This is a genomic window from Streptomyces dysideae, from assembly GCF_001514305.1.
GTDB classification, from domain to species: Bacteria; Actinomycetota; Actinomycetes; order Streptomycetales; family Streptomycetaceae; genus Streptomyces; species Streptomyces dysideae.
In genome coordinates this window covers 139,468-152,394 of record NZ_KQ949101.1, presented here as the reverse complement: position 1 = coordinate 152,394, position 12,927 = coordinate 139,468, and the positions used below count along the sequence as shown (strand labels likewise).

The following is a 12,927-nucleotide window of genomic DNA, read 5'->3' as shown; positions in this document are numbered from 1 at the left end:
GGCTCGTTCGGTGATGCATACGACGGTAGAGAACCGTGATCACTGCTTGAAGTGACCGCGAGTACAAGTGGTTTGCTGCGAACACCGGGGAAAGGGTCTGTTCATGCGGTCGAGTTCGCGACAAACCCTGACTGGTAGTCAGGGATCATCCGGGCGCCCACGCGTGGGCGTCATCGCCGGCTACGTCTTCCGGGTCATCCGAGAGCAGCAGGGACGCACCCAGGAGGAAGCGGCTGAGCAGCTGCGGGTGTCCGCGGACACGATCGCGGGGTGGGAGTCCGGTCGCCGCCCCCTGACCGCCGTGCCGGTCGGGCAGATGCTCGTGCACCGTCACCGGCTGATGCAGATGGGCACTGCCCCCGCGCTCCTGCAAGCCCTGGACCGCGCCCTGGAGGCGGACGTCCTCCTCGCCGAGGCCCTCGACAACGAGACCGAAGTCGAGGAAAGCCCGCTCGGGGCCTGGGTGATGCAGCGCGACCTCGTGGAGGTCCTCGCGTGGCCCCTCAACCACGTACCGCCACAGCCCGTCCGCGACCTGCCCGATCCGCCCCGCAAGCGCCGAGGACCCGCGCCGGCCGGGCCGGAGCTGTCGGCTGCCGACCGGGCGCTGTTCTTCACGCGGATGCGGCGAACCGCGGAGCAGGCCCGGGGGGAGGATCAGTTCCTGCTCCGCCGCCAGGCCCTCTACCTCTCCGGGTACGACGACCAAGCCGACACGTCGGAGTGGCTCGCCCACCAGCAGGCCACCGAACGCCCCGGCGACTGGCTCACGCATTGGCTCAGCTTCAGGTCCGTTGCCGCCGTCTCGGCCCGGCAGGGAGACCGGGACCGGATGAGTCACTTCATCGACACCGCCCTCATCGAGGGTCTTCGAAGTTGAGCGGTGCGCGGACGCCGGGCGCCGACTGGTAAGCCGCGAGGATGTGACAGTTTCCGCGGGAGTGTCACATCCCCGGCTTACGAGGGCCCTGGGGGCGGACGCCGACCAACAGGGGCGCACCGCTCAAGTTCGAAGACCCCTCATCGACGACGATGCCGGCGAGGCCGCGAACCTGAACTACTGGGCGTACTGGATCGGCGAGACCGCGCATCTGGAGCTGAGTGACGACTTCATCGCCGCCCGCACCCCGGGGCCGTGGCCGGGTGACAGACTCCTCGCCCACCTCGCTCACGGACTCGCGCCGCATCACGGCTATGTCGACCTCAACATCCACTCGGTGTGGTCCCTGCTCCAGGTACGGCCCAACCTGCTGCGATCCGGCGCAGCAGACCGTGTCCTGCGCGACAGGCTGCCCGTGATGTTGGATAGCCGGGAGCTTTCGGCGCGCGGGCGCCGGGAGCTGGAGAGCATCCGGTATGCGATCCGCCTCGCCGAGGCGTGAGAGGAGTCCGACGGTGGCCGAAGACCTGACCGCGGTAGCGCGTTTCCTTTACGAGGCGGGGACGCTGAAGCAGACCAAGCGCACCGGCTGGTGGATGGCCGGCGTACGCGATCCGGAGTCAGTCGCGGAGCACTCCTGGCGCACCGCTCTCCTCGCGACGATCATCGCGAAGCTCGAAGGCGCCGACCCCGCGCGGGCCGCCTACCTGGCGGTGTGGCACGACTCGCAGGAGACGCGCACCGGGGACGTGAACCACCTGGGCAAGAAGTACGCGCCTCCGGCGGACCCGCGCGCGGTCACCGACGACCAGGTCGCGGGCATGCCCGAGGTCCTGGCCTCCGCAGTGCGCGAGCTCGTTGCCGAGTACGAGGCCAAGGAGTCCCAGGAGGCCATCTGCGCCCGGGACGCCGACAAACTGGAGTGCATGATCCAGGGCGTCGAGTACAAGGCCCAGGGCTACGAGCACACCCAGCGTTGGATCGACAACAGCCGCGGCCGACTCACCACGAAATCGGCCAACGAACTCGCCGACGCGGTCCTGGCGACCGGTTCTCTGGACTGGCTGCGCGCAGCCCTCGGGGAAAAGCAGCGCTGACCGCCGGCAGCTACCGGAGAGCACCGTGACTGTCTCGACGGCGGGCTTCGAGACCCTGGTCTCGAAGCCCGCCGTCAGCTGTGTGGAGGCCATCGAACCCAGCGTTGCCACCCTCCGCCACCAATCAGCGGATAGGTCTTGGACAGGGTGCAGAACGCTCCGACTGCCGGAGCTCTACGGCCGCCGTAAAAAGCGCCGAACGCTGCAGCCACACCTCATGGTGTGTCACCGCGCGCATGCCTTCCGGTGCACCAAGCGCGGCTGCGGGCGGTGATCCGAATGGGGTGGGAATGTCCAGTCACCGGCTGTCCAAGAGAGGCCGTTACATCGCGTGGGCCGCGACCGGCGTTGTCGTAGTCGCCGGGGCCGGGATCGCGGCGCAGACCTCCATGGCCGCCAGGAGCTGGCCTGCGCAGAAGACATACACGGGCCGGGCATTCGACACCTGCACGGCACCCTCCCTCGCCGCGATGAAGGCTTGGAACACCGGCTTCTACGGCGCCGCGGCCGTCTACATCGGCGGCAAGAACCGCGGCTGCGCCCAGCCCAACCTCACCGCGTCCTGGGTGAAGTCGGTCAGCGCCGTCGGCTGGAAGCTCATCCCGCTCTACGTCGGAGCCCAGCCGCCCTGCCAGACCAGCAGGAACCCAGAAAGGTTCACCGCCTCCACGGCAGCCAGCCTCGGGGCGAGCAACGCCAAGGACGCGATCGCCAAGGCCGCCGCCCTCGGCATGAAGCCAGGCAGCCCCATCTACCTCAACATGGAGTCGTACGACATCACGAACAAGGCGTGCAACGACGCCACTCTGACGTACGTGCGCTCCTTCACCAAGACCCTGCGGGCGAAGACGTACCGCGCCGGCTACTACGGCTTCAGCAGCTCCAGCGCCAGGGCCATCGCCACCGCGAAGGACCGGACCGACCTGCCGGGCAACCTCTGGTACGCGCTGTGGAACAACAAGAACACCACCACCGCCGACTGGCCCTGGGATCCCAAGCTGTACACCAACCACAGCCGCGCCCACCAGTACATGGTCAACAGCAAGGAGACCCGCGGCGGCTACACCGTCACCGTCGACCGCAACGCCTGGGACGCCCCCGTTGCCCTGATCGGATGAGGTTGGCGTTGGCGGATGCCATATACGTCTGTGAAGCGCACAACTCGACTGCTGCGAGCGGGAGTTCAAGCGTCCTTGAACTCCGTCGGGGACTCCTATGACAATGCCCTCGCGGAGAACCTCTGGATGCTCATCAAAACCGAATGCATCCGCGGTCGCACCTTCACCACCCGCGCCGAGGCCAACCTCGCGCTCTTCGAGTACATCGACGGCTTTACAACTCCAGGCGCATCCAGAAACGGCTCGGTCACTTCAGCCCCCGTCGAGGAGAAGCACTACGCCGACCAGGCAACGGCCGAACGAACGGACCTGAAACCCCGTCAACCTGTTCTGGCCAGCTGATCAGCACCTGCCGCACGCCGGGGGAACCTCGGATCTGCAGATCCAGCCGCCAGGTGGTGTGCTCACCTGGCCTGACGACCATGGGCTCAGACGTTCCCGGGGCGGGCTGACACCCAAGCTGCACCTGGCCGTCGAGCATGCCCAGAAGCCGATATCGCTGGTCATCACGGCAAGACGGCGGGGCGACTCCCTGTCTGTCCGAACAGCGGGATGGCCCGGCCCGGGTCGCCCGCCGACGGGTAGGCGTTGGCGAGGTTGTTGCGGAAGTGAGGGTGTTGGGGGCGCGAACGTGCTGACCAGAGGCCAATACGGCACCCCTGGAGGCACTTTACGAATTTTGACCGCCGCTTAAGATCACGTGGTTATTCCAACTGGTGTTTGAAAAATGCTACGGGGAGACCATGAGACCTGGACGGAGTCTGCCTTCTTACACGAGAGGGCAGCGGCTGACGCGCAGGAGACGAAGAGACCTGCGCTGGATGGCGGGCGGACTCGCCGCCCTGCTGTCCGTGACGGTTCTGGAGGGCACGGCGATGTCCGCCCCGCCCTCAGCGGAGCAGACGAAAGCCCCGAAGGCTCAGCCCGTAAGGGCTGCGGCGGACATCGCGTCGGCGAAGGTGGCGGCCCGACTGTCGGGCAAGCGGGTCGAGGCGCTCAGCGAGCGTACGGAGACGTCGACGACGTGGGTGAACAAGGACGGCAGTCTGACGACGGAGCTGTCCGCCGGGCCGGTGCGCTTCGAGCGTGACGGCAAGTGGGTCGGCGTCGACGTGGAGTTGCGCGAGTCCGGTGACGGCGTGGCGCCGGTGGCACATCCGGCCGGACTGCGGCTCGCGGGCAGGACGGGTACGCCCGCGAGATCACTCGAGGCGGCGCAGGAGCAGAAGGCCGTCGACCTGGTGACACTGGGCGAGGGCAGCCGAGGCCGACGCCGCGAAGTACGACGCCGCGTCCTTCTCCTGGCGCCGCTCGGACGAGGACGACTGGAGCCCTGTCCCGGTCTCGGCGGTGACCGTCGGCGGCGACGCGCTGTCCGCCTGGCCGGTACCGCTCACCAACGGCAAGAACGAGGCCGTGGTGTGGAAGGCCACCGACACCGTCGACCCGGACGGCACCATCCAGATCAAGGCCGACTTCACGGGCCCGGACGACGCCGCGGCGAGTACCCAGCCGATCACCGCGATCGTCGACCGCCACGCCGACACGGCCTCGGCCACGGACATCGGCCCGGGCACGCTGAACCTGCTCACCGGTGACTTCAAGCTGTCCGGTACGGAGGAGAGCCACTTCGGCCTGTCCCTCGCCCGGTCCGCCTCCTCGCGTCGGCCCGCCGCAGGCGGTACGCAGGAGGGACAGTTCCCGATCTTCGGCCCGGAGTGGATCTCGGGTGTGGTCGCGGAGGCCGCCGAGGGCGGTTACACACACATCCGCAAGACATCGGACACCTCACTCGACGTCGTTCTCGACGACGACACCAGCGTCCACTTCACCGCCAAGGCGAACGACGCCGACGGCTGGGTCCCTGAGCCCGGCGCTGAGGCCCTTACCCTGACCGGCACCTTCTCCGGTTCCTTCACCCTCACCGACACCAACGGTGTGAAGTCCGTCTTCGAGAAGGTCGCCGCCGCCGCAGAGACCTGGCAGCTCGCCTCTTCGGGCCTCACCGGGGTCAGCAACTCGACGACCGGAGTGGTCTCCGAGGCAGTCGTGGTGGACGGCAGGACCCTGGCCCGGCCCAAGCTGCTCATCGCCTCGGGCGGCTCGATCCCCAACAGCACCTGCGCCGCCACGCCCTCGACACGCGGCTGCCGCGTGCTGGAGTTCCAGTACGCGGACAGCACCACCGCCGCGGACAGTGACTTCGGCGACTACAAGGGCCAGGTGAAGTCGATCCGGCTCTGGTCCACGGAGAACGGCGACACCCAGGCAACCTCCCGCACCATCCAGTCCTATGCGTACGACGCCTCCGGCCGACTGCGCGAGGCTTGGAACCCACAGATCAGCCCGGCCCTGAAGACGGCGTACGGCTATGACGCGGACGGCCGTGTCAACCGGTTGACCCCGCCCGGAACGCTGCCCTGGACCTTCGGCTACGGCAACGCCGGTGGCAGCACCGGCGGCGAGGGCATGCTGACCACCGTCACCCGGCCCACGCTGGCCCAGGGCAGTGCGTCGCAGACCAACGGCCAGGCAGTCACCTCCGTCGTCTACGACGTGCCGCTCTCCGGAGACCTCGCGCCGTACCCGATGAACGCCACCGCGGTGAAGAAGTGGGGCCAGCTCGACGCTCCCACCGACGCCACCGCCATCTTCCCCGCCGACTCGACTCCCGCCTCCCACAAGGGCGGGGAACTCACCGCCGACGCCTACGGCCGGGCCCTCGTCCACTACATCAACGCCTCTGGCGCTGAAGTCAACTTCGTGGACCAGGCAGGCGGGACCACCACCACCGAGTCGGACAAGCACGGCAACACGGTGCGCCAACTCTCCGCGGGCAACCACGCCCTGGCGCTGGGCACCACAGCCGAGCAGCGGGCTCGCCTGGCGGAGCTGGGCATCGGTGAGCTGAGCATCGCACAGCGCGCCCGGCTGCTGTCCACCACCTCGTACTTCAACAACAAGGGCACCCGGCTGCTGGAGCAGTTCGGGCCACTGCGCCGGATCGAACTGACCGAGGACTTCAAGGACGGCAGCACCGTCCTGATGCCGGCCGGCACCTCCGTCGCCGCCCAGCCGTGGACCGTCAACGAGTACGACGAGGGCCGCCCCACCGACGGCAGCGCCAGCGTTCGGGACCAACTGACGCTGGCGATCACCGGCGCCAGAGTCCGGGGCCAATACTCGATCATGAGTGAGAAGCGGCACTCCGAGACCCAGTACAACTGGGTGAAGGGCCTGCCGATCCACCAGATCGAGGACTCGGGCGGCCTCGACCTGATCACCACCACCGAGTACGACGCACAGGGCCGGGTCACCGCCCAGGTCCCGCCGGGCGGCACCGGAGAGGACGCGGCCTCCCGTGTCACCGTGTACTGGTCAGGGGAGGGCGACGGCTGGTGCAAGGGCCGTCCCGAGTGGGCCGGCATGCCCTGCTGGAACGGTCCGGCGGGTGACATCACCGGTGGCGGGAGCAACCCCGCTCAGGCGGTGGACTCCGCCCTGGAGTACGGCTTCTACGGACAGGCGCTGGAGAAGGTCGACACATCCGGTGACGCGGTTCGGGTCACCGACATGACGTACGACGGCGCGGGCCGGCTCAAGACGGTCTCGGTGACCAGCCAGACCGGGGAACCCGTGTCCGGCACCTCGTACACGTACAACGCCGACAACGGCCAGATCAGCGTCATCGAGTCGGCGAACGGGGGCACGATCCTCCAGGATCACGACGCACTCGGCCGACCGATCTCGTACACGGACGCGGACGACGGTGTGACGACGACGGCGTACGACTCCCTGGACCGGCCGGTGAAGATCACCGACTCGGTGCCGTCCACCGTCACCTACGCCTACGACCACGCGGCGGAGCCGCGCGGCCTGCCGGTGTCGATGACCGACTCGGTGGCGGGCACGTTCTCCGCGGTCCATGACGACGACGGCAACCTGGTCAGCCAGAAGATGCCCGGAGGGATCACTCTGACACAGACCACCGACCCGGGCGGCGCGCCGACGGGCCGTACGTACACGAGGGACGACGACGCCGTCGTCGTCTTCTCCGACACGGTGAAGCGCACGGTGTACGACCAGGTGGTGGAGCGTGCCTCCAGCACCGCGGGAGCCCAGCGCTACGGCTACGACGGCGCGGGCCGACTGAAGACCGTCCAGGACACCGGGGCCGACACGGTCTGCGTCACCCGCACCTACGGCCTGGACAAGCGTGCCAACCGCACCTCGCTCGCCACCGCGCGGGCGGAGGCCGGCGCCGAGTGCACCACGGCCGACGCAACCACCGTCAACCACTCCTACGACAGTGCGGACCGGATCACCGACTCCGGCTACGACTACGACGCCTTCGGGCGGACCACCGCCATGCCGGACGGTTCCTCGCTGACGTACTACGTGAACGACCTCGTGCGGCAGCAGACCACCGGAGACAAGCGGCAGACCTGGACGCTGGACGCGGCCAACCGGTTCCGTGGATGGACCACCGAGTCCAGGACCTCCGCGGGCGCCGACTGGGCGCAGACCGGTTCGAAGACCAACCACTACGGCGGGTCCTCGGACAGCCCGCGCTGGATCACCGACCATACGGCGAGCACCGTCTCGCGCATGGTCACCGGCTTCGAAGGCGGCATGGCGGCGACGACCTCGGCCACGGGCGAGGTGATCCTCCAACTCGCCAACGTGCACGGAGACGTGAGCGTGGCACTGCCGCTGGACGCCTCTCAGGCCCCGGTGGTGCGTAGCACCGACGAGTACGGGAACCCACGACAGGCGGACGGCACCGAGAACGGTGAGACCGGCAACACCCGTTACGGGTATCTGGGCAGTCACCAGCGCTCCTCCGAAACCCCGTCCGGGGCGGTCCTCATGGGCGTCCGGCTCTACTCCCCGGGCGAGGGCCGATTCCTGAGCACCGACCCGGTGCAGGGCGGCAGCTGCAGCGCGTACGACTACGTCTGCGGAGACCCGCTGAACAGCCGGGACCTGTCCGGTACGGCGAAGACCAAGTGCACCACGGTCTCCCGGACGTACCGCATGTACGAGGCCGGGGTGAAGATCGGCACCATATCCATGCAGGCCGAGTTCTGCGTGCGGAGCGGAAAGATCAGGTCCTCGTGCGCCTGGACCAGTGACGACACGGCCGGCTTCGCCGCCCGGAATGGGCTACTCAGTCCACTTCCACGGTCCGGCCCGCAACATCCGCACGAACAACAAGCACCAGTGGGGCGCGTCGGGCATGGCCCAGATCTGCGTCTTCAAGTACATCCCGATCTGCGGCTTCGAGGAGCGGTTCGCGATGACCGTCACCTACAAGAAGATCTACCCCAAGAGGGGCGGAGTCTCCTGGCACACCTCCTGGGGAGTGAGATGCACGAACCGCGGCTGCAAGCTCAAGTCCAAGTGACGCGGCCGGGTACGCCGGCTGGGAAAACCGGAGGAAAGGAATCGGCAATGCCTGCCCGTCGCTGGTGGCTCGTGATCGCCTTCGTGGAGTTCAACCTGCTGTGCCTCGTCGGTTACAAGCTGAACGACAGCCGACCGAGCGTTCCATGGGCCCTGGCGGGCCTGGCAGTCGGTGCTCTGACGGTGGCCGTGATGGCCTGGAAGAGCCGCCGATAGCCCGATGAAGCGAGCGGGGTGGTGCCATGTGACACATGGCACCACCCCGCTTCTGCGCGCCAAGCTCCCGGCAGCTGGTCAACGCGACGGCCCCGACGACGGTCGCGCCGTTGGCTCCACCGCCGAGCTCCCAGGCGCGGATCGGCGGCCTCCGGCGGCTCCGACGACGATCAGAGCGTGGGGAGGCACTTTGGTGGCTTTCTGCGAGGAGAGAGGCAATGGAGAGAGGGGCCCTGTGTTGTGAGCTGTGTACGACGGTCAGTGCCTGTTGACGACGACCAGGTGGTACTGGTCCGGGGTCGAGCGCCAGTCGCCCCACCAGTCGTCGTTCCCGCTCCATCCCTCGCAGTTCCTGCCGCGAGAGGCAGTCAACGAGACCTTGTCGCTGTTGGAGAACCACACGTTCGTCCAGTGGCTCGTATGGTGGGGCCGGCTGCCCGTGAGGCACCGGTTCCACCTGTGGCCATTGGGCTCAGTGAACACTGATACGCCAGCTGTACGCGTCCACGCTGTGGTTGGAGATCGCGACGCAGGCGGTGAAGACGGGGGAATTGCAGGCGGGGCCGGAGACGGGGATGGCACTGGCCTCCCCTGCGGCCAGGGTCAGCGACCCTCCCGCGAGGGCGGCCACGGCCAGGGCGCCGGCGAGTCTCTTACGGAGCAAACGGGGCATGGCTCCGCTCCCTTCTGTCCGGTTGGGTTCAGGCACAACCGAATCTCCAGGACGCGGGGTTGATCAGGAAGACGAAGCCATGGGCCAATCAATGTCGGCTGATCAATCCTGAGAAGCCATCCGCTGACCTGATCAACGGGCTGGTCTGGTCGAACAGGGTGTTTTTTTGTCGAGGTGAACGAGGACCACTGTCCCGGCGGGTTTGAGGGCCAGGTTGCTCTGTCCGTGAAGCGGGCGGACACGACGCAGGTCCGTGATCGTCAATCTGAGGGGGAGCCACCCCGACGCAGCTTGTGTGTCACCGGGCCCAGCTGGCCCGCGTCCCTGACCGGCCCGGTAAGGGAACCCCTTCTCGCCGAGGAAGACCGGGCCGTCGGGCTCCTCCTCGGCGAACCAGGCGCAGTGCTGCGTCACCTCCCTCGGGAGGAAGGAACTGCCCCGGCCGGCGGCGGGATCACCGCCTCCCACCACATCGGCACTGGCCGTCACGGTCGTGGAGGCAGGCGCACGCCTCGGGAAGGTGAGGTCGAGCACCTGCGGGAAGCGCCGGTCGGCAGGGGGCCCGGCCGCATGGTGCCGCGTCGGCGAGGGGGTGGACGTGCTACTGGGCGAACGAGAAGTACAGGGTTCGGCCGTAGTCGCCCGTCGCCGTGGTGGGGCCGCCGCTGGGGCCGAGCGCGGCCGGCGGGTCGAACTTGGTGCCGATGGCCGGGATGGCGTCGAGGAACGACAGGTCTCCCTTCGGGAAGGGCGGCGCAGTGTGGCGGGGGTCGGGGCCGAACCGGGGGGTGAAGAGGCGCAGGTAGAGGTTCTCGTCCTCGCAGACCATGGTGATGCGTCCGGCGGTGGTGTGCAGGGAGGCCCAGCGGACGCCCGCGTGGTAGCCCTTGAACTCCGGGTACACCCAGCCGTCGGCACCGGTCGCGGTGTCGTTGTACTGCTTCGTCCAGAGGTCCGTCGCGACGCCGCGCAGCCGGTTCTTCCACACCCTGTGGGGTCCGTGGCCGAGCCATGTCACGCCGGTCACCTGCGGTTCGGGATGGTCGAAGCCGACGCCGAACAGGTCGTGCTCGCCGGTGAGGTGGTAGCGGTAGTCCAACTGCAGCCAGCCGCTGGGGTGCAGACGCCACCGGACGTGGCGCAGGACGCCGGAGTACTCGGCCTGCACCGTGTAGCCGTTGCCGTCGGGCCCGTGCGTCAGGCGGGCGAGGTCGGCCGTTCCGGTGGTGGGCAGCGGGCCGCGGGACAGCGCGAAGTCCCTCCCCCGGTGGGTGACGCCGGCCAGCATGCCCGTCGTGGCGTCGAGCGTGACCGTGGTGTGGCGGGATGCGAGGGTGAGCGTGTCGTCCGCGAGCCGGCCGCGTACGGCTGGTCCCGGGCCCGTCCGTACCAGCCGTCGGGCCTGGTCGGCGGCGGACGCGATGGTCCATGTCCAGCGGCGGATCTCGCGGCCGTCGGCATCGGTGACGGTGAGCGCCAGGGCGTCGGCGCGTCGCCAGCCGGACGGCAGGGGCAGGCGCAGCGCACCTTGCGCGCCGGGCTCGATGTCCGGAGCGGAGGCGGTGCCCTGGGCGCGCACCGTGTGGCCGTCCCGCCGTTGCGACGGGGTACGGAAGTCCAGGAGCCGCCAAGTGAAACGGCAGGTGCGGGTGTTGGTGAAGGCGTAGTGGTTGGTGAGGCCGATCCGCCCGTGGAAGTCGTCCGGCAGGCCGGAGGTGAACCGCTCCGGCTCGGCGAGTTGTACGGGCGACCAGATGTCCTTGATCGTGTAGAAGCTTGCCTCCTTCTCACGGAAGGGGCCGAGGATGCCGTCGGGTGCGGCGTTGCCCGCCACATCGATGGTGCCGTCGAGGTCGTCGCGCACGATGCCCTCGTCGACCAGTGACCACAGGAAGCCGCCGGCGGAGAGCCGTTCACGGCCCATCAGCTTCCAGTAGTCGTCGAGCCCCGCGCCGGCGCCGCCGTCGTAGAGGCCGTGGAGGAACTCGGTGGGCATGAAGACGTCGCCCTGTTCCTGGAGGATGCGGCGCGTGCTGTCGTACGACTCGTAGTGGTCGGTGTTGATGCCGCCGAAGTTCGCCCAGGGGTGGAGAACGGTGCGCTGCTGGGGGTCGTGGCGGGCGTAGTCGTTGTCGAGGGCGGTGTTCCAGCCGCCTTCGTTGCCGTTGCACCAGAACAGGATCGACGGGTGGTTGACGTCACGGGTGACCATCGAGGCGACGAGGGGCCTGCCTGCCGCCTCGGCGTAGGACTTCTGCCAGCCGGCCAGTTCGTCGAGCACGTACAGCCCGAGTTCGTCGGCGAGGTCGAGGAAGTGCGTGTCCGGCGGGTAGTGGGACATCCGGACCGCGTTCATGTTCATCTCCTGCATCAGGAGGATGTCCTTGCGGCTGATGCGCGCGCTGGTCGCCCGGCCGGACGTGGGCCAGATGGTGTGCCGGTTGGCGCCTTTGAGGAGGATCTTGACGCCGTTGACGTACACGCCGTCGCCGGGGCGCACCTCGACGGTGCGGAAGCCGAATCTCTCCTCGACGCGGTGCACGGTGCGGCGGTCGCCGGAGCGGAGCGCGACCTCGACGCGGTAGAGGTGCGGGGTCTCCGCCGTCCACTGCCGAGGGGAGTCCAAAACGGTCCTGAGTGTCACCGTCGTGTCGCCGGGAGCGACGGACGCGGTGAACGGGGCGCCGACCGGGCGCCCGGAGAGGTCGGTGACCCGGGCGACGAGACGGTCGGCGGAACCGGTACCCGACAGATGGGCGTCGATCCGCAGCGTGCCGTCGGCGCGGGCGTCGACGGCGATGCGCTCGATGTGCTGGAGCGGGAACGCCTCGAGTTGGACGGGGCGGTAGATGCCGCCGAAGTTCCAGTAGTCCCCGAGGCGTTCGGCCCGGTTGACGGAGTCGTCGGCGGACTCCTTGCTGACGGTCACCTCCAGGAGGTTGTCCTGCCCCGGACGCAGCTTTCCGGTCACCTCGTGACGGAACCGGTAGAAGCCGCCGCGGTGGACGGGCCCGGCCGACTCTCCGTTGATCCACGCCTCGGTGTCGGTCATCGACCCTTCGAAGACGAGGAAGACGCGTCTGTCACGCCAGTGGGCGGGCGGCGTGAAGGTGTGCCGGTAGTTGCCCTTTTCCTCCGGGCGCAGATTCCACCCGTAGTTGTACGTGCCGTATCCGTGGAACTCCCAGTTGGACGGAACCGGGATGCTGCCCCAACTGCCGCTGCGCCGCCCGCTGGTGCACAGGAAGTCCCAGTCGACCGGGTTGTCGGCGTCCTCGCCGGACAGATACAGGCGCTCGGTGCGTATGGAGGCGTCCGTTCCGTCGGCCGTCTCGGCCTCGGCGGCCCGCGCCGAGCCCGCGGGGAGACCTCCGGCGACGGCCGCGCCGGCTGCGCCCAGGATCAGAACGCCGCGACGTGACATCTGCATGACATCTCCAGCCTTCAGGGAACTGTCGGGGAGGGAACGGCGGGGACGTGCGGGGCAGCCGCCGGGCCCGGTCGACACACGGTTGTCGAAGCGCTTCCGCACACAAC

General features: G+C 68.6%; 7 protein-coding genes and 1 pseudogene. 6 read left to right on the top strand and 2 right to left on the bottom strand.

What is annotated here, in order from left to right:
• Positions 1–163: 163 nt before the first annotated feature.
• The 6 genes and pseudogenes from AQJ91_RS33730 to AQJ91_RS57525 all read left to right on the top strand — a co-directional run bounded on the left by AQJ91_RS33730 (position 164) and on the right by AQJ91_RS57525 (position 8,717).
• Positions 164–880: a helix-turn-helix domain-containing protein gene (locus AQJ91_RS33730; RefSeq protein ID WP_407696965.1), complete on the top strand. Its 717-nt coding sequence runs from the start codon at positions 164–166 to the stop codon at positions 878–880.
• A 139-nt stretch (positions 881–1,019) separates the two neighbouring features.
• Positions 1,020–1,382 (top strand): annotated as a pseudogene (locus AQJ91_RS33725) (transcriptional regulator); the annotation flags it as partial.
• Positions 1,383–1,395: 13 nt separating this feature from the next.
• Positions 1,396–1,977, top strand: a complete 582-nt coding sequence (locus tag AQJ91_RS33720; RefSeq protein ID WP_067029182.1) for an HD domain-containing protein — start codon at positions 1,396–1,398, stop codon at positions 1,975–1,977.
• A 290-nt stretch (positions 1,978–2,267) separates the two neighbouring features.
• On the top strand, positions 2,268–3,095 hold the full coding sequence (locus tag AQJ91_RS33715; protein WP_067029180.1) for a glycoside hydrolase domain-containing protein: 828 nt from the start codon (positions 2,268–2,270) through the stop codon (positions 3,093–3,095).
• Between the two features lie 75 nt (positions 3,096–3,170).
• On the top strand, positions 3,171–3,437 hold the full coding sequence (locus tag AQJ91_RS33710; protein ID WP_107122601.1) for an IS3 family transposase: 267 nt from the start codon (positions 3,171–3,173) through the stop codon (positions 3,435–3,437).
• Between the two features lie 1,008 nt (positions 3,438–4,445).
• Positions 4,446–8,717, top strand: coding sequence for an RHS repeat domain-containing protein (locus AQJ91_RS57525; RefSeq protein ID WP_067029176.1), 4,272 nt, complete (start codon positions 4,446–4,448; stop codon positions 8,715–8,717).
• 472 nt (positions 8,718–9,189) lie between these two features.
• Here the strand turns inward: AQJ91_RS57525 and AQJ91_RS33695 are convergent, their stop codons facing one another.
• On the bottom strand, positions 9,190–9,390 hold the full coding sequence (locus AQJ91_RS33695) for a hypothetical protein (protein WP_067029174.1): 201 nt from the start codon (positions 9,388–9,390) through the stop codon (positions 9,190–9,192).
• Positions 9,391–9,991: 601 nt separating this feature from the next.
• Positions 9,992–12,820, bottom strand: a complete 2,829-nt coding sequence (locus AQJ91_RS33690; protein ID WP_067029172.1) for a glycoside hydrolase family 2 — start codon at positions 12,818–12,820, stop codon at positions 9,992–9,994.
• Positions 12,821–12,927 lie beyond the last annotated feature (107 nt).

Coding starts and splice junctions, on each gene's coding strand:
- AQJ91_RS33690 (WP_067029172.1), bottom strand. CDS start 12,820: ATGCAGATGTCACGTCGCGGCGTTCTGATCCTGGGCGCAGCCGGCGCG.
- AQJ91_RS33695 (WP_067029174.1), bottom strand. CDS start 9,390: ATGCCCCGTTTGCTCCGTAAGAGACTCGCCGGCGCCCTGGCCGTGGCC.
- AQJ91_RS33715 (WP_067029180.1), top strand. CDS start 2,268: ATGTCCAGTCACCGGCTGTCCAAGAGAGGCCGTTACATCGCGTGGGCC.